At 70.9% G+C, this 14858-nt stretch carries 18 protein-coding genes; 4 read left to right on the top strand and 14 right to left on the bottom strand.

Going from position 1 to position 14858, the window contains the following annotated elements; all coding sequences use genetic code 11:
• Positions 1 to 2: 2 nt before the first annotated feature.
• The 5 genes from secD to ruvC all read right to left on the bottom strand — a co-directional run bounded on the left by secD (position 3) and on the right by ruvC (position 4875).
• Positions 3 to 1859: a protein translocase subunit SecD gene (gene secD / locus IF12_RS0116020; RefSeq protein WP_133884334.1), complete on the bottom strand. Its 1857-nt coding sequence runs from the start codon at positions 1857 to 1859 to the stop codon at positions 3 to 5.
• Between the two features lie 277 nt (positions 1860 to 2136).
• Complete coding sequence (gene yajC / locus IF12_RS0116025) at positions 2137 to 2580, bottom strand: preprotein translocase subunit YajC (protein WP_197034746.1); 444 nt, start codon at positions 2578 to 2580, stop codon at positions 2137 to 2139.
• Positions 2581 to 2680: 100 nt separating this feature from the next.
• Positions 2681 to 3742: a Holliday junction branch migration DNA helicase RuvB gene (gene ruvB, locus IF12_RS0116030; RefSeq protein ID WP_035749194.1), complete on the bottom strand. Its 1062-nt coding sequence runs from the start codon at positions 3740 to 3742 to the stop codon at positions 2681 to 2683.
• A 3-nt stretch (positions 3743 to 3745) separates the two neighbouring features.
• Positions 3746 to 4345, bottom strand: a complete 600-nt coding sequence (gene ruvA, locus IF12_RS0116035; RefSeq protein ID WP_030160106.1) for a Holliday junction branch migration protein RuvA — start codon at positions 4343 to 4345, stop codon at positions 3746 to 3748.
• Positions 4342 to 4875: a crossover junction endodeoxyribonuclease RuvC gene (gene ruvC, locus IF12_RS0116040; RefSeq protein ID WP_035749196.1), complete on the bottom strand. Its 534-nt coding sequence runs from the start codon at positions 4873 to 4875 to the stop codon at positions 4342 to 4344. Before ruvC ends, ruvA begins: the two co-directional genes overlap by 4 nt.
• Before the next feature lie 280 nt (positions 4876 to 5155).
• Between ruvC and IF12_RS0116045 the strand changes: the two genes are divergently transcribed.
• Complete coding sequence (locus IF12_RS0116045; protein ID WP_166659609.1) at positions 5156 to 6406, top strand: multidrug effflux MFS transporter; 1251 nt, start codon at positions 5156 to 5158, stop codon at positions 6404 to 6406.
• 56 nt (positions 6407 to 6462) lie between these two features.
• Here IF12_RS0116045 and IF12_RS0116050 read toward each other — a convergent pair whose 3' ends face one another.
• The gene (locus IF12_RS0116050) at positions 6463 to 7224 is read right to left on the bottom strand and encodes a YebC/PmpR family DNA-binding transcriptional regulator (protein ID WP_030160111.1); all 762 of its coding nucleotides are present in this window, start codon (positions 7222 to 7224) and stop codon (positions 6463 to 6465) included.
• The gene (gene pdxT / locus IF12_RS0116055; protein ID WP_030160113.1) at positions 7221 to 7892 is read right to left on the bottom strand and encodes a pyridoxal 5'-phosphate synthase glutaminase subunit PdxT; all 672 of its coding nucleotides are present in this window, start codon (positions 7890 to 7892) and stop codon (positions 7221 to 7223) included. The genes IF12_RS0116050 and pdxT overlap by 4 nt, the downstream gene beginning before the upstream one ends.
• A 179-nt stretch (positions 7893 to 8071) precedes the next feature.
• On the opposite strand from pdxT, the gene IF12_RS0116060 reads away from it, so the two are divergent.
• Together IF12_RS0116060 and IF12_RS0116065 are read left to right on the top strand one after the other, a co-directional pair.
• Positions 8072 to 8482: a hypothetical protein gene (locus IF12_RS0116060; protein ID WP_030160115.1), complete on the top strand. Its 411-nt coding sequence runs from the start codon at positions 8072 to 8074 to the stop codon at positions 8480 to 8482.
• A gap of 32 nt (positions 8483 to 8514) precedes the next feature.
• Positions 8515 to 9078 carry a hypothetical protein gene (locus IF12_RS0116065; protein WP_030160117.1) on the top strand — a complete coding sequence of 188 codons (564 nt, stop codon included), beginning with the start codon at positions 8515 to 8517 and terminating at the stop codon, positions 9076 to 9078.
• A 7-nt stretch (positions 9079 to 9085) separates the two neighbouring features.
• Here IF12_RS0116065 and IF12_RS0116070 read toward each other — a convergent pair whose 3' ends face one another.
• Entirely contained in the window at positions 9086 to 9385 is a 300-nt protein-coding gene (locus IF12_RS0116070; RefSeq protein ID WP_030160119.1) for a hypothetical protein, read from the bottom strand.
• A 60-nt stretch (positions 9386 to 9445) separates the two neighbouring features.
• On the opposite strand from IF12_RS0116070, the gene IF12_RS24305 reads away from it, so the two are divergent.
• Positions 9446 to 9859: an SSI family serine proteinase inhibitor gene (locus IF12_RS24305; protein ID WP_051704468.1), complete on the top strand. Its 414-nt coding sequence runs from the start codon at positions 9446 to 9448 to the stop codon at positions 9857 to 9859.
• A gap of 54 nt (positions 9860 to 9913) precedes the next feature.
• Here the strand turns inward: IF12_RS24305 and pdxS are convergent, their stop codons facing one another.
• From pdxS to IF12_RS0116105, 6 genes are all read right to left on the bottom strand, one after another.
• On the bottom strand, positions 9914 to 10834 hold the full coding sequence (gene pdxS, locus IF12_RS0116080) for a pyridoxal 5'-phosphate synthase lyase subunit PdxS (RefSeq protein WP_030160122.1): 921 nt from the start codon (positions 10832 to 10834) through the stop codon (positions 9914 to 9916).
• Positions 10835 to 10952: 118 nt separating this feature from the next.
• Positions 10953 to 11432: a hypothetical protein gene (locus tag IF12_RS0116085; protein WP_030160124.1), complete on the bottom strand. Its 480-nt coding sequence runs from the start codon at positions 11430 to 11432 to the stop codon at positions 10953 to 10955.
• Between the two features lie 64 nt (positions 11433 to 11496).
• A complete protein-coding gene (locus IF12_RS0116090) occupies positions 11497 to 12612 on the bottom strand; it encodes a glycosyltransferase family 4 protein (RefSeq protein ID WP_030160126.1) in 1116 nt (371 codons plus the stop codon).
• A gap of 8 nt (positions 12613 to 12620) precedes the next feature.
• Complete coding sequence (locus IF12_RS23220; protein ID WP_051704469.1) at positions 12621 to 13535, bottom strand: phosphatidylinositol mannoside acyltransferase; 915 nt, start codon at positions 13533 to 13535, stop codon at positions 12621 to 12623.
• Complete coding sequence (gene pgsA, locus IF12_RS0116100) at positions 13528 to 14157, bottom strand: phosphatidylinositol phosphate synthase (RefSeq protein ID WP_030160128.1); 630 nt, start codon at positions 14155 to 14157, stop codon at positions 13528 to 13530. Before pgsA ends, IF12_RS23220 begins: the two co-directional genes overlap by 8 nt.
• 116 nt (positions 14158 to 14273) lie before the next feature.
• Positions 14274 to 14813, bottom strand: a complete 540-nt coding sequence (locus IF12_RS0116105; protein WP_255343556.1) for an HIT domain-containing protein — start codon at positions 14811 to 14813, stop codon at positions 14274 to 14276.
• Between the last annotated feature and the right edge of the window lie 45 nt (positions 14814 to 14858).

The following is a 14858-nucleotide window of genomic DNA, read 5'->3' on the forward strand; positions in this document are numbered from 1 at the left end:
CCTTAAGCGCGCGAGGCCGAGGTGCCGGACGACGACGGGGCCGCCTTGGTGTGGAGCCCGGACAGCCTGGTGTTGTCGAGGAGCTTGCCGCGCGTGAGCAGTTCGGCGACCGGGTGGGTGAACAGGAAGACCACCAGGAGGTTCACGATGGTGGACAGGCCGAGCGCGAAGGCGAACGCGCGGACCGGGCCCAGCGCCACGAAGTACAGGACCAGCGCGGCGATGATCGAGATGGTGTTGGCCGACAGGATCGTCCGCCTGGTGCGCACCCAGCCCCTGGGCACCGCCGAGCGGGCCGAGCGGCCGTCGCGCATCTCCTCCTTGATCCGCTCGAAGTACACGACGAAGGAGTCGGCGGTGATGCCGATGGCGACCACGAACCCCGCGACGCCGGCGAGGGTGAGCGTCAGGCTGATCTGGGAGCCCAGCAGCGCCACCGTCGGGTACAGCACGAGCGTGGCGACCGTGAGGCTGCCGAGGACGACGAACCCGAGCATCCGGTAGTAGACGAGGCAGTACAGGAACACCAGCGCCAGGCCGATGACCATCGCCATCAGGCCGGCCTCGAGCTGCTCCACGCCGAGGGTGGCGGTGACCTCGTTGACGGTCTCGACCACGAACGTGGTCGGGAGCGAGCCGAAGTTGAGCTGGTCGGAGAGCTGGCGGGCCTCCTCGGAGGAGAAGTCGCCGGAGATCTGCGTCGAGGTCTTGGAGACCTCGCGGATGGTCGGGGCGCTGACGACCTCGTTGTCGAGGACGATGGCGACCTGCGAGCCGAGGCCCGCGGTGGTCATCGCGCCCCAGTTCTCGGCGCCGGCGGTGGTGAACTGGACGTTCACGACGAACCGGTTGGGGTTGGCCTGGTCGGTGCCGACGTCCGCCGAGTCCACGTCCGAGCCGAGCACGGTGGCCGGCTGGAGGAGGTACTTGTACGAGAACATCAGGTCCGGGTCCTCGTCGGTGGCCGGCTCGGGAGCCGAGCACGCGGTCACCTCGATGTCGGCCTCCTGGACCGCGCCGGGCGGGCGGTTGTCGAGCTGCGCGCAGGTCACCTGCGGGACGAAGAACTGGACCGATGCCGGGAGAAAGGAGACCTCTTCGGGAGTGAGGTCTCCGAACGGGTCCAGGAGCGCCATGGTGGTCTCGTCGGCCGGGGGGCCGGTCAGCGACTGGGCGGTGGCGGCCGCGTCGGGGCCGACCTTCTCCCACACGCTGTCGAGGGTGATCACGACGTCGTCGGTGGTGGGGGCCTGGCCGTTGCCGGCGGGCTCCTCCTCCTCGTCGGTGGCGGCCTCGTCGGTCGCCTCCTCGGAGCCGTCGTCGGCGGGGGCCTCTTCATCGGCGGGGGCTTCGGCGTCCTCGTCCGCGGACGCCTCGGCGTCCTCGTCGGGGGTGCCGGCCTCGCCCAGGGCCTCCTCCAGTGCGGAGTAGTCGGGCGTGGAGTTGGTGACGAGGCGGAACCGCAGCTCGGCGGGGGCGCCGACGTCGCGGAGGGATTCCTCGTCGATGTCGTCGCCGGCCACGTTGACCACGATGTTCTCGGTGCCCTCGACGAACACCTCGGGCTCGGCGACGCCGGTGGAGTTGACGCGGCCCTCGATGATCTGGCGCGCCTGCTCCATGGTCTCGGCCGTGGGGGCGGCGTTGGAGCCCTGCTGGTAGGCGGTGAGCGTCATCGACAGCCCGCCCTGAAGGTCGAGACCGAGCTTCGGGGTGGGGAACTTCCAGCCGGCGCCCGCGAGCGCGGACACCCACAGGAGCACGAGGAGCGCGGTCAGTGCCAGGAAATAGGTGGCGACTGGCTGGCGCTTGCGCTGGATCTTCTTCCGTGGGCGGTCAGCGCCCGTTACTGAAGCCAATGGTCGGTCTCTTCCTCAGAACTCGGATAGGGGCAGGCGCCGCGGTGACCTGCGCAGACGCTAGCGGGCGCCGGTCGGCCTCTCGGCCGACCGGAGGGAGTGGGCCCTCGGCGCTGCTTGCGAGCCGTAGTGTCGGCTAGCACACGTATCCTCGGCGCGGCTCATTCTAGGACGGCGGCCTTTGTCGGCTCTGCCCGCCCTGGGTGCGGCCGGATCGAAGCGGGTCCGCGGTGTCCGGTCCCGGTGGGCGCGGGCGGGCCCGAGGGCCCGTCGCGGCCTAGTACTCCTTGCGGTCGGAGTTGCCCGCGTGCTTGTCCTTGCCCTCGCCGCCGGTCTCGCGGAGCTTGTCGAGGTCTTCGTCGGTGAGGGTCGCCTCGGCTTCGGTGACGGTCTCCTCCTCGGCCTCGGGCTCGGTCTCGGCGGGGGTGATGACCTTGGCGATGGCCTGGCGGGCGAAGACGAGGAAGGTGTCGTCGCTGGCTTCGAGGGTGACGGACTCGTCGTCGGAGTCGACGACGGTGCCGTAGAGCCCGCCGATGGTCATGACGCGGGCACCGGGGGCGACCGTGTTCTGCATGTCCTGCTGTTCGCGCTGGCGCTTCTTCTGCGGGCGGATCATCACGAAGTACATGAGGGCGATGAAGCCCACGATCATGATGATGAACATGAAGTTCCCACCGCCGGTGCTGTCCTGCGCGAGGACGTCTGCGGATGCAAGCACGATGGTGCCTTTCGTCGTGGATGGTCGCGTTCTGTGTCGGTGACGTGGGCGGAGTCTATCGGGTGGAACGCGCCGCCCGGGCCGCCGCCTAGGGCCAACCCTACGCGTCTCCCGAGCCGAACAGCCCTTCGGCGGTGGGCGGGGTCAGGCCGAGGTGGTGCCAGGCGGCCGCGGTGGCGACGCGTCCGCGGGGGGTGCGGGCGAGGAGTCCGGCGCGGACGAGGAACGGCTCGCAGACCTCTTCGACGGTGTCGGGCTGCTCCCCCACGGCGACGGCGACGGTGGTGAGGCCGACCGGTCCGCCGTTGAAGGTGGTCACGAGGGCGCGCAGGACGGCGCGGTCGAGGCGGTCGAGACCCAGTTCGTCCACGTCGTAGAGGGCGAGGGCGGCGGCGGCGACCTTGGCGTCGATGGTGCCGTCGGCGCGGACCTGGGCGAAGTCGCGGACGCGGCGCAGGAGCCGGTTGGCGATGCGGGGGGTGCCGCGGCTGCGCCCGGCGATCTCGGCGGCCCCGGCGGCGGTGACGGCCACGTCGAGGATGCCCGCGGAGCGGGTGACGATCGCTTCGAGTTCGGAGCGGTCGTAGAACTCCAGTTGCCCGAGGAACCCGAAGCGGTCGCGCAGGGGCCCGGTGAGGAGCCCGGCGCGGGTGGTGGCGCCGACGAGGGTGAACGGTTCGAGTTCGAGCGGGATGGCGGTGGCCCCGGGGCCCTTGCCGACGATCACGTCCACGCGGAAGTCCTCCATGGCGGTGTAGAGGAGTTCTTCGGCGGGGCGGGCGATGCGGTGGATCTCGTCGATGAACAGCACCTCGTTCGGGCCGAGGCTGGTGAGGATCGCGGCGAGGTCGCCGGAGCGCTCGATGGCGGGCCCGGAGGTCTGGCGCAGGCCGACGCCGAGTTCGGCGGCGACGATCATGGCGAGGGTGGTCTTGCCGAGTCCGGGCGGGCCCGACAGCAGCAGGTGGTCCGGCGAGGCGCCGCGGCGGCGGGCGCCTTCGAGGAGGAGGCTGATCTGCTCGCGGACGCGGGACTGGCCGATGACGTCGTCGAGCTTGCCCGGGCGGATGCCCTCCTCGACGAGCCGGTCGAGCTCGGTGGCCTCGGCGGCGGTGAGCGCCGCGTCCCACTGCTCGGGGGTGAAGTCTTCGGGCTGGTCCATGGCTTAGCGCTTCCCGAGGAGTCGGATGGCCTGCTTGAGGAGGGTGGGCACGTCGGTGCCGTCGGCCCCTTCGGCGTCGAGCTGCTCGATGGCCGTCTCGGCCTCCTTCGCCGACCAGCCGAGGGCCTGGAGGCCCTGCCCGACCTGGACGCGCCAGCCGCCGGGGCGGCCGGCGGCCTGCTTGGGGACGTTGCCGAGGTCGACGGGGCCGATCTTGTCGGCGAGGTCGAGGACGATGCGCTCGGCGCTCTTCTTGCCGACGCCGGGGATGCGCGAGAGCGTCGCGGTGTCGGCGGTGGCGATGGCGTGGCGGATCACGTCGGGCCGCAGCGCCTCGATGGCGTCGCGGGCGATGCGCGGGCCGATCTTCTGCGCGTTCTGAAGCAGCTCGAACAGGTCCCGCTCCTCGGCGGTGTTGAAGCCGTGCAAGGTGATCGAGTCCTCGCGGACGATCGTGGAGATCGCCAGGACGGTCTCGGCGCCGACCTTGAGGTTCGCGAGCGTGTGCGCTCCGGCGTGCACGGCGTAGCCGACCCCGCCCACGTCCACGACGGCGTAGGCCTCCCCCACGGCGGCGACGGTTCCGGTGAGCTGCGCGATCATCGGGCACTTCCTCTCGGCGCCTGGGAGCGGGCGGCGGCCGCGGCGATGCGGGCCTTGACGCCGCCGCGCCACAGGTGGCAGATCGCGATGGCCAGCGCGTCGGCGGCGTCGGCGGGCTTGGGCGCGGCCTGGAGGCGGAGGATGCGGGTGACCATGGTGGTGACCTGGCGCTTATCGGCGGTGCCGTTGCCGCACACGGCGTTCTTCACTTCGGAGGGGGTGTAGGTCTCGGTGGGCAGTCCCAGGCGGGCCCCGGCGAGCAGGGCGATGCCCGAGGCTTGGGCGGTGCCGATGACACTGGCCACATTGTGCTGGCTGAAGACGCGTTCGACGGCGACGGCCTCGGGGCGGTGGGCCTCCAGCAGGGCTCGCAGTCCATCGTCGAGGGCGAGCAGTCGTTCGCCAAGGGGCGCTTCGGGGTCGGTGCGGACCACGTCGACGGCGACCATCGTGCCGGGCGCTCCGGGTCGTCCTTCGACGACCCCCACGCCGCAGCGGGTCAGGCCCGGGTCGATCCCCATGACGCGCACGCGCTCCTCCTGTCGCTCGGTTCGCGTCAGCTTATCCGCCCCCACCGACCGTCGCTTCGCAAGAGCGCCCGCGGGCGCGTTCGGGGCCCGCGATGGTGCGACGGGTGTGGCCGGAGAACGCTGCCGTGGCCTTGCCCATAAACCACTTGCCGGTCGGCTAGCGGCGTGGTTGTGTAGTAGGGGACCGGACACTCCGCGCGCGCCTCTCATCGGCGATCAAGGCGGGCCGCGAATCCGGCGCCCCCATCTCCGCTCCGCACACCACTGGTTTGGACTCACTGTGTCTGCTGCCGCATTCATGCCGCCCGTCGGCGCCGACGGGCACTCCCGCCGATTCATCGCCACGATGGTCTTCGTGCTCGGCGCGCTCTCGGCGACCGCGCCGATCGCCATCGACCTCTACCTGCCGGCGTTCCCCGCGATGGCCGACGCGCTCGGCACGCCCGAGAGCCGCATCCAGCTGACCCTCACGTCGATGATGATCGGCATGGGGCTCGGCCAGGCCGTCATCGGACCGCTGTCGGACCGCATCGGGCGGCGCAAGCCGCTGCTCATCGGCATGGCGGTCTTCACCCTGACCTCGCTGGTGTGCGCGATCGCGACCAGCGCGGACCTGCTCATCGCCATGCGCTTCCTCCAGGGTCTGAGCGGCGCCGCGGGCGTGGTCGTCGCCCGCGCGGTCATCCGCGACCACTTCGAGGGCGACGACATGACCCGCTTCACCGCGAAGATGATGTTCGTGACGATGCTCGCGCCGATGCTGGGCCCGATCGTCGGCGCGCAGCTGATCCGCTTCGGCCCGTGGCAGACGGTGTTCGTGTTCATGGCGGTGCTGTCGGCGCTGTCGACGTTCCTGGTGTGGAGGTTCCTGCCCGAGAGCCTCCCGGCGGAGGACCGCCGGGTGATGACCGGGCCGGAGTTCGCGTCCTCGCTGGGCACGCTGGTGCGCGACCCTCGTTTCATGGCGCCGACGATCGTGGTGATCATGAACTTCTCGATGCTGTTCACCTACGTCTCGACGTTCAGCTTCATCTCGCAGCAGGAGCTGGGGGCCTCTCCGGGCTTCTTCTCGCTGCTGTTCGCGATCGGCACGCTGGCGCTGCTGGCGGGCAACCAGGCGAACATGCTCATGATCGACCGCAGTCGCTCGGAGCAGCGCATGATCGCGGGGATGGCGATCTCGCTGGCGGGCATCGCCTGGCTGGTCGTGGTCCAGATGGTGGACGTGGCGAACCTGTGGACCATCCCGATCGGGATCGCGACCATGATGCTGGGCTGCGGCGTGCTCTTCCCGAACGCGGGCGCGGCGGCGATGTCCTCGCAGCCGCCGCAGATCGCGGGCACGGCTTCGGCGTTCATGGGCTCGGTCCAGATGGCGGCGGGCGGCGTGATGCCGGCGCTGGCGACGATCGGCGGCGTGACGCTGGCGAGCATGACCTTCGGTGTGGGCCTGTACGGCCTCATCACGGCCGCGGCGGTGGTCTGGACGATCCGCGTCTACCGCAAGGCCCCCAACCCCGCCATGGCGTAATGGCATACGCGACAGGGCCCGAAGCGCAAAGCGCTTCGGGCCCTGCTCGTCCGGGCTTATTCTTCGTCGAGTTTGGCGAAGACCTCGTCGCTGATGTCGGCGTTGGTCCACACGTTCTGGACCTCGTCGCTGTCTTCGAGGGCGTCGACCACGCGCAGGACCTTGCGGGCGCCTTCGACGTCGACCTCGATGTTCGTGGAGGCCTGGAAGCCCGCTTCGGCCGAGTCGTAGTCGATCCCGGCCTCCTGGAGGGCGGTGCGGACCGCGACCAGGTCGGTCGGCTCGCACAGCACCTCGAAGCCGCCTTCGCCGAGGTCGTTGACCTCGTCGGCGCCGGCGTCGAGGACGGCCATGAGGATGTCGTCCTCGGTCAGCTCCGGGTTCGGGGAGACGATGATCGTGCCCTTGCGGGAGAACATGTAGCCGACGCTGCCGGCCTCGCCGAGCGAGCCGCCGTTGCGCGTCAGGGCCACGCGCACCTCGGCCGCGGCGCGGTTGCGGTTGTCGGTCAGGCACTCGATGAGCACCGCGACGCCGCCGGGCGCGTAGCCTTCGTACATGAGGGTCTCGTAGTCGACGCCGCCGCCGTCGAGGCCGCCGCCGCGCTTGACCGCGCGGTCGATGTTGTCGTTGGGGACCGAGCTCTTCTTGGCCTTCTGGATCGCGTCGAACAGGGTCGGGTTGCCGGCCGGGTCAGGACCACCGGTGCGCGCGGCGACCTCGATGTTCTTGATGAGCTTCGCGAAGATCTTGCCCCGCTTGGCGTCGATCGCGGCCTTCTTGTGCTTGGTCGTCGCCCACTTGGAGTGGCCACTCATTCCGGCGTTCCTCGTTCCTCTTGCTCGACCGGTCCGGCGTTCGCGCCGCGGACCATTCCCACGAAGTACTCGTGCACCCGCGCGTCCGGCGTGACCTCCGGGTGGAAGGAGGTCGCCAGGCAGACGCCCGCACGTACGGCGACGATCCTACCGCCCGGCCCCTCGCCCCCATCGCGACCGCTCTCGGCGCCGGCCTCGACCGTGCCGATCACCCGGACTCCGGCGCCGACCCGCTCGACCCACGGCGCGCGGATGAACACCGCCTCGAACGGGCCCCCCGGGACGCCGTCGATGGCGATCGGCGTCTCGAAGGAATCCACTTGGCGGCCGAACGCGTTGCGGCGCACCGTCATCGGGATGACGCCGAAGGAGCGCTGGTCGGGGCGCCCGTCGAGGACCTCGTCGGCGAGCAGGATCATCCCCGCGCAGGAGCCGAAGGCGGGCATGCCTTCGTCGAGGCGCTTCTTGACCGGGTCGAACAGGTCGAAGACCTCCAGCAGCCGGCTCATCGCGGTCGACTCCCCGCCGGGGATCACCAGGGCCTCCACCGCGTCGAGCTCCGAGGCGCGCCGCACCGGCGTCGCCTCGGCCCCGGCCGCCTCCAGCGCGCGCATGTGGTCGACCACGTCGCCTTGCAGGGCGAGGACGCCGATTCGGGGCACGGTCATCAGAGAACTCCAAAACTCGTCGGGGGCCGGGCCACTCAAGGGTAATTCCGGCCCGGCACGCCGCCTACCTGGTCGATCGCCACTGTGACCGAACGGGCTGAACACGGCGGGGAGGTGACGATCCGTTAAAGTCTGCCTTCGAACGTGATGCACCCCTTGAGTCCGGGAGTTACAACAAGATGGCCAAGACCTCGAAGCGCAACCCGATGCCCCGCTCCGTCCGGGCCGCGCGCAACACCATGTGGATCCAGGCGGCGATCAGCCTCGCCGCCGGCGGGCTCGTCGTGCTCGCGCACCACACCGCCCGCGGGCTGGTGCCGCCCGCCGCGGAGCACGACGTCTACCGCGCCGCGGTCGGACTCGGCGGACTCGCGCTGTTCTTGATCCTCGCCACGGTCCTCATGCGCTTCCAGTGGCGCATCCTGTGGATCCTCATCCTGGTCGTGCAGGTCGCCGCCCTCGTCGGCCTCGGGTGGCTGCTGTTCACCGGCGGCCTCTACTGGGCGCTGTGCATCGGCCTCGCCGTCGTCCCGATTACGATCATGGGAACGCTTACCGAGCGCTTCGGCCGCCGCTGGTTCAACCACTAGGCGACCGGACCCCACCTGAAAGGCCCGCATCGATGCTCCCGCAACCGAACTTCGGCCCCAACCGAGAGCCCGTCGGCCCCGACGAGGACGACTCGGACGCCCCGCCCCGCAAGCTCCGCAGGTTGCAGATCGCGATGTGGATCCAGGTCGTCTGCGCCGTCCTCGCGGGCAATGTCTACGCCTTCAACGCCGTCTCGGCTCGGTCGGTCAGCCGCGAGGACATCCTCGAGTACTACACGGAGTACCCGCCGGTCGAAGGCGACCCGGCCGAGGTCGCCCAGGCGGCCTACACGACCTTCCAGAGCACGAGCTTCCTCGTCACCAGCCTGGTCATCGCCGGGCTCGCGGTCGTGGCCGCGATCATCGCCGCGATGTGCGCGATCCGCTTCAAGTCCCGCTTGAAGGCCGTGCGCTGGTGGGCCGTCGGCGCCACCGCGGTCCTGTTCGTCGAGGGCATGTACATGTCCGTGCAGTTCGGCCTGCTGGTCGCGCCCTGGGTGTTCGCCTCGGTGCTGGCGCTGTGGTGGCTGTTCTCCAGCGAGATCCGCTACTGGATGAACGAGTCGTTCCAGAAGGCCGCGCCGAAGGAGTACTGAGGCCCGCTCAGTCGGTCGGCTCCTCCTCTGGGCCGTGCTCGGTGAGGTAGTCGATGAACGCCGCCCGCGCGAGCGGCTCCGAGGCGCCCCACTGGCCCTTGGTGGCCTCGCGCCAGATGCCGACGAGGTCGTCGATGGCCACGCCGATCTCGGCCACGTCGGGATCGAGGTCCTCCGACTCCAGCGCGGTCGGGGTGTGCCGGAACAGTTCGATGAAGAAGCGCCAGTCGCGGCGCTGTCGGGCCAGCGCGAAGGCCCGCTGCTGGAGGTCGGCGGTCGGGAGCGCGTAGAGATCGCTTGCGTTCATGCGTCAAGCCTAGGAGTGTCGAAGCCGGATCGGAGCCCTTCGGCTCCTTAGGATCGGCCCATGAACAAGCTCGTCTCCACCGTCTTGGGAGCGGCCGGTCTCGCGGCGCTCCTGACCGCCGCTCCGGCGCAGGCCCTCACCTTGATCGAACCGGACCCCGCGACGGGGCCGCACAGCGAGCTGACGATCCGCGTGACCTCGGTCGAGGGCGGGGGCGAGTCCTCGATCACCTTGTCCTGTCCGGCGCAGTGGAGCGCGCACCCCAACGCCGAGGAGGCGTGCGCGCAGCTCGAAGCGGCGGGCGGGCACATCGACGCGATCGGCGGCGGCGACGGGATGTGCACCGCGCAGTACGACCCGGTGCGGGTGGTCGTGACCGGGAACTGGCACCGGGCGAGCCACTTCTTCATCGGCACGTACGGCAACCGCTGCCAGGCGGTGCAGGCGACCGGCGGCGCGCTGCTGGACTTCTGAAACGTGCGCGAATGGCCCGGGCGAGAACGCCCGGGCCCTTCTGCGTCTGCGGTGCTACCAGCCGCGCTTGGCGAGCTTCTGCTCCTCGCTGAGCGTGTCGACGTTGATGCCGACCATGGCCTCGCCGAGGCCGCGGGAGACCTCGGCGATGACCTTCGGGTCGTCGTGGAAGGCGGTGGCCTTGACGATGGCGGCGGCGCGGTGGGCGGGGTCGCCGGACTTGAAGATGCCCGAGCCGACGAAGACGCCCTCGGCGCCCAGCTGCATCATCATGGCCGCGTCGGCGGGGGTGGCGATGCCGCCGGCGGTGAAGAGCACGACCGGGAGCTTGCCGAGCCGGGCGACCTCGGCGACGAGTTCGTACGGCGCGCGCAGTTCCTTGGCGGCGGCGTAGAGCTCGGTCGAGTCGAGGGTGGCGAGGCGGCCGATGTCCTGGCGGATCTGGCGCATGTGGCGGGTGGCCTCGACGACGTTGCCGGTGCCGGCCTCGCCCTTGGAGCGGATCATGGCCGCGCCCTCGCTGATGCGGCGCAGGGCCTCGCCGAGGTTGGTCGCCCCGCACACGAACGGCACGGTGTACTGCCACTTGTCGATGTGGTTGGCCTCGTCGGCGGGGGTGAGGACCTCGGACTCGTCGACGTAGTCGACGCCGATGGCCTCCAGGACCGCGGCCTCGGTGAAGTGGCCGATGCGGGCCTTGGCCATGACGGGGATCGAGACGGCGTCGATGATGCGGTCGATCATGTCGGGGTCGGACATGCGCGAGACGCCGCCTTCGGCGCGGATGTCGGCGGGGACGCGTTCGAGCGCCATGACCGCCACGGCGCCGGCGTCCTCGGCGATCTTGGCCTGCTCGGCGTTGACGACGTCCATGATGACGCCGCCTTTCAGCATGTCGGCCATGCCTCGCTTGACGCGGGCGGTCCCGACCTCGGCCTCGGGCTTCTGGGTCTCTGACACGGTCACCGGCTCCATCTGGGTAGTACGTCGCGTTCGGCGGCCGGCCCGCGGGCCTCGCCGCCAGGGGTGATCTGACCTGGCCGATTCTACGCCGCGACCGGCCTCACAGCAGCCGTGAGCTGGTGGCGGCCGTTCACTGAACGGGGTCTTCGATGTCCCAGTACTCGGGGCGCGCGAGGCGGCGGTGCAGGCGCAGGACGACCGCCATCGGCAGGGACCGGGAGGCGACGGCGTCGCGGACGAAGTCGGAGTGGATCTGGCGGGCGAGGGCGACGCGCCGGTTGGCGGATTCGAGGTCGTCGCTCCAGACGGGGTCGGCGGCGAGTTCGCGCAGGGCGCGGGTGAGGTCGTTCTCGGCGTACTCGCGCAGTTCGCGCTGGCGCTGGGTGTCGGCGGGGACGGCGACGACGGAGAGGGCGAGGGCGACGACCTCTTCGAAGCCGGGGTTGCCGATGAAGCGCAGGACGGTCTCGGCGCGGTCGTCGAGTTTGGCGAGGAGGGCGTCCTCGGCGGCGTGGGCGCGCCGGTGCAGGCGTTCGACCCGGGTGACCGTCCAGGTCGCGTAGGCGCCTACGACGGCCACGATCGCCACGAGCACAGCCAACCACCACATCCGGATCATCGTACGGGCCTGCGGCCAGGGCCAGGGTCCGGGCGTGTCGCGCCGTGAGGGGGTGCTAGCGGCGTTCGGTGCCCGCTTCGATGGCGGCGCGGTAGACCTCCAGGAGGCGGGCGGCGACCTCGGGCCAGTCGTAGCGTTTGACCCACTCGTTGGCCCGTTCGACGTACGCCGTACGGAGTTCGGGGTGGTCGAGGAGGCGGGCGGCCTTGGCGGTGAGGTCGGCGGCGTCGCCGACGGCGAACAGCTCCCCCGCCTCGCCGTCGTCGAGGACCGAGCGGAACGCCTCGATGTCGGAGGCGAGCACGCAGGTGCCCGCGGCCATGGCCTCGGTGAGGACCATGCCGAAGGACTCGCCGCCGGTGTTGGGGGCGACGTAGAGGTCCACGCCGGCGAGCATGGAGGCCTTCTCGTCGTCGTCGACGGCGCCGAGGAAGCGGATGCGGGAGGCGACGGCGGGTTCGAGGCCGGCCACGGCCGCCTCGGGGTCGCCGCGGCCGACCACGACCAGGTGCAGGTCGGGGCGGTCGGCTGCCAGGCGCGCGAAGGCCTCGCGCAGGATCGGGAAGCCCTTGCGCGACTCGGTGTAGCGGCCCATGAAGCCGATGGTGGGGCCGTCGGGCAGGCCTTCGAGGGGGGCGGCCTTGCGGTAGAAGGCCACGGGCACGCCGTTGGGGATCTCGACGGCGCCGCCGCCGAGGTGCTCGACCTGGACCTTGCGGGCGTAGGGGCTGACGGCGATGCGCGCCGAGAGGTTCTCCAGGACGAGCTGGGCCATGTGCTTGCCGGCGGCGAGCATCCGCGAGCGCGTCATGGCGGTGTGGAAGGTGGCGACGACGGGGCAGCGGGCGTTGAGCACGGCCAGGCACGAGAGGCTGGGGGTGAGCGGCTCGTGCACGTGGATGACGTCGAAGTCGCCTTCGGCGCACCACTTGCGCACGCGCGCGGCCGAGCGCGGCCCGAAGGCGAGGCGCGCGATGGAGCCGTTGTAGGGCACGGCGACGGCCTTGCCGCCGGGGACGACGAAGTCGGGCAGCCCCTCGGTCTCGGTGGCGGGGGCCAGGACCGAGACGTCGTGCCCGGCGTCGATGAGGGTCTCGGCGAGGTCGCGGATGTGGAACTGGACGCCGCCGGGGACGTCGAAGGAGTAGGGACTGACGATCCCGATCCTCAGGACCCCCATCACGACTCCTTGGCGTCGGCGGCGAGGGCCGCAGCGGAGGGCCCGAAGTCGGCCGTCCAGAACCGCTGGAGCATGTGCCAGTCGTCCGGGTGGGCCCGGATGCCGCCCTCGAAGGAGTCGGCCATGCGCTGGGTGGTGATCGCTATGCGCTCGCGCAGCGAGCCGGTGCCGGTGTCGACCGGGCCGGTGATGCGGCAGACGGCACGGTCGGCCTCGTAGTGGATGTTGGCGGTGAACAGCTCGACGCGGTTGCGGATCGCCAGCAGGGCCGGCCCGGTCGGGAAGGTCGTGGCCTCCCCGAAGAACTCGACGGGGGTGCCGCTGCGGCCCAGGTCGCGGTCGGCGACGAGCGCGACCACGTGGCCTTCGGCGAGGGCCTCCCCGAGGGCCGCCTGCGGGTTGCGGTCGCCGCCGGAGGTCGGGATGATGTTCATGCCCAGCGCCTGGCGGTACGCGAGGAAGCGGCGGTAGACCCCTTCGGGTTTGAGCCGTTCGGCGACGGTGGTGAGGCTGTCGCCGGCCACCGAGCCGACCCAGGCGCCGGCGAAGTCCCAGTTCCCCGAGTGCGGCAGGGCCACGATCGAGCCCAGGCCCTGCTTCGCGCGTTCGTGCACGGGCTCGTAGCCGTTCATCTCGAACTTGCGCCGCAGCTGCTCGGTGCTCATCGACGGCAGCCGGAACGCCTCGAGCCAGTAGCGGGCGTAGGAGCGCATGGCCCGGCGCACCAGGTCCTCGTCGGGTTCGGCGCCGACGACGCGGGCGAGGTTCTTGCGCAGTTGCCGCACGCTGCGGCCGTCCTTCTTCACGGCGCGGTCGGCGAAGCGGTTCCCGAGGGCGGCGGCCGCGGATTCGGGCAGGAGCCGCACGCCGCGCCACGCCGCCAGGTAGCCCAGCTCGGTCAGGCGCTCACGCATCGACGCGTCCTTCGCTCGCTTCCAGGGAGGCTCGGGCGGCGAACAGGCGCTGCGTCACGGTGATCGCGGCCAGGAGCGCGAGCAGGCCCATGCCGACCTCCATCGCGAACGGGACGCCGAAGGACTCGGCGAGGACCGCGACGCCGGCGAGGATCAGCCGCTCGGGGCGCTCGGCGATGCCGACGTTGCATTCGGCGCCGAGGGACTCGGCGCGGGCCTTGACGTACGAGACCATCTGCGAGGCGATGAGGGCCGTCAGCGTGAGCGCGCACGCGAGGAACCGCTCCTCGGTGAGCAGCCAGTAGGCCAGGCCGGCGAGCATGGCGCCGTCGGCGAGGCGGTCGCAGGTGGAGTCCAGGAGGGCGCCGAAGCGGCTGCTGGTGCCCTTGACGCGGGCGATCGCCCCGTCGAGCATGTCGGTGAGCACCGACAGGCCGACCACGATGAGGCCGATGAACAGGTGTCCCTGCGAGAGCAGCAGGATCGAGGCGGCCACCACGATGGCGGTGCCGGCGAGGGTGACGGCGTTGGCGGACACGCCGATGCGGATGAGGGCCTTCGCGGCGGCGTCGACGTAGCGGCGGACGCCCGCTCGGCCCGAGGTCCGAAGGAACTTGGCCATGGTCTCCTGATTTCTCGGCATCGCCCGGATGGGTGTTCGGGCGCGTGGGTGCGGGCCCCGTCCCGGCCGGGGGGCCGGAAAGGGGCGCTGCCTTGACTCTAATGGTGCCCGGCCGGTCACACCCGCTCCCATGCGGCCGCCAGTTCGTCGCGGGTGTCCGACAGGAGCTGCGGGAGGGTCTTGGTCCGGCCGATGATGGGCATGAAGTTGGCGTCGCCGCCCCAGCGGGGGACGACGTGCTGGTGCAGGTGGCCGGCGATCCCGGCCCCGGCGACCTGGCCCTGGTTCATGCCGATGTTGAACCCGTGCGCGGCCATGACGGCGCGGATGACGGTCATGGCCCGCTGCGTGAAGGCGCCCATCTCGGCGATCTCGTCGGCGTCGAGGTCGGTGTAGTCGGGCACGTGGCGGAAGGGCACGACCATGAGGTGGCCGGAGTTGTACGGGTACTTGTTCATGACCGCGTACATGTGCCGCCCGCGCGCGACGATGTTGCCGTCGGCGTCGGCGAGCTTGGGTATCTCGCAGAACGGGCAGCCCTCGATGTCGGCGTCGTCGCCGGTCGGCTTGCCCTCGCCTTGGATGTAGGACATGCGGTGCGGGGTCCACAGCCGCTCGTACCCGTCGGGGACGCCGACGCCTTCGCGCTCTTCCACGGGGACGATCCTAGGCCACGCCGGGCAGAACCCGAAACCTGCGAT

Origin of the sequence: Glycomyces sp. NRRL B-16210 (assembly GCF_000719515.1) — a bacterium.
GTDB lineage: Bacteria > Actinomycetota > Actinomycetes > Mycobacteriales > Micromonosporaceae > Glycomyces.

What these genes read in the sequence shown, in the direction of transcription:
- IF12_RS0116065 (WP_030160117.1), top strand. Translation starts at nt 8,515, where the DNA reads ATGCTCCCGCAACCGAACTTCGGCCCCAACCGAGAGCCCGTCGGCCCC.
- IF12_RS0116060 (WP_030160115.1), top strand. Translation starts at nt 8,072, where the DNA reads ATGGCCAAGACCTCGAAGCGCAACCCGATGCCCCGCTCCGTCCGGGCC.
- IF12_RS23220 (WP_051704469.1), bottom strand. Translation starts at nt 13,535, where the DNA reads ATGCGTGAGCGCCTGACCGAGCTGGGCTACCTGGCGGCGTGGCGCGGC.
- ruvA (WP_030160106.1), bottom strand. Translation starts at nt 4,345, where the DNA reads ATGATCGCGCAGCTCACCGGAACCGTCGCCGCCGTGGGGGAGGCCTAC.
- IF12_RS0116070 (WP_030160119.1), bottom strand. Translation starts at nt 9,385, where the DNA reads ATGAACGCAAGCGATCTCTACGCGCTCCCGACCGCCGACCTCCAGCAG.
- pdxT (WP_030160113.1), bottom strand. Translation starts at nt 7,892, where the DNA reads ATGACCGTGCCCCGAATCGGCGTCCTCGCCCTGCAAGGCGACGTGGTC.
- ruvB (WP_035749194.1), bottom strand. Translation starts at nt 3,742, where the DNA reads ATGGACCAGCCCGAAGACTTCACCCCCGAGCAGTGGGACGCGGCGCTC.
- IF12_RS0116085 (WP_030160124.1), bottom strand. Translation starts at nt 11,432, where the DNA reads ATGTGGTGGTTGGCTGTGCTCGTGGCGATCGTGGCCGTCGTAGGCGCC.
- IF12_RS24305 (WP_051704468.1), top strand. Translation starts at nt 9,446, where the DNA reads ATGAACAAGCTCGTCTCCACCGTCTTGGGAGCGGCCGGTCTCGCGGCG.
- pdxS (WP_030160122.1), bottom strand. Translation starts at nt 10,834, where the DNA reads ATGGAGCCGGTGACCGTGTCAGAGACCCAGAAGCCCGAGGCCGAGGTC.
- pgsA (WP_030160128.1), bottom strand. Translation starts at nt 14,157, where the DNA reads ATGGCCAAGTTCCTTCGGACCTCGGGCCGAGCGGGCGTCCGCCGCTAC.
- IF12_RS0116050 (WP_030160111.1), bottom strand. Translation starts at nt 7,224, where the DNA reads ATGAGTGGCCACTCCAAGTGGGCGACGACCAAGCACAAGAAGGCCGCG.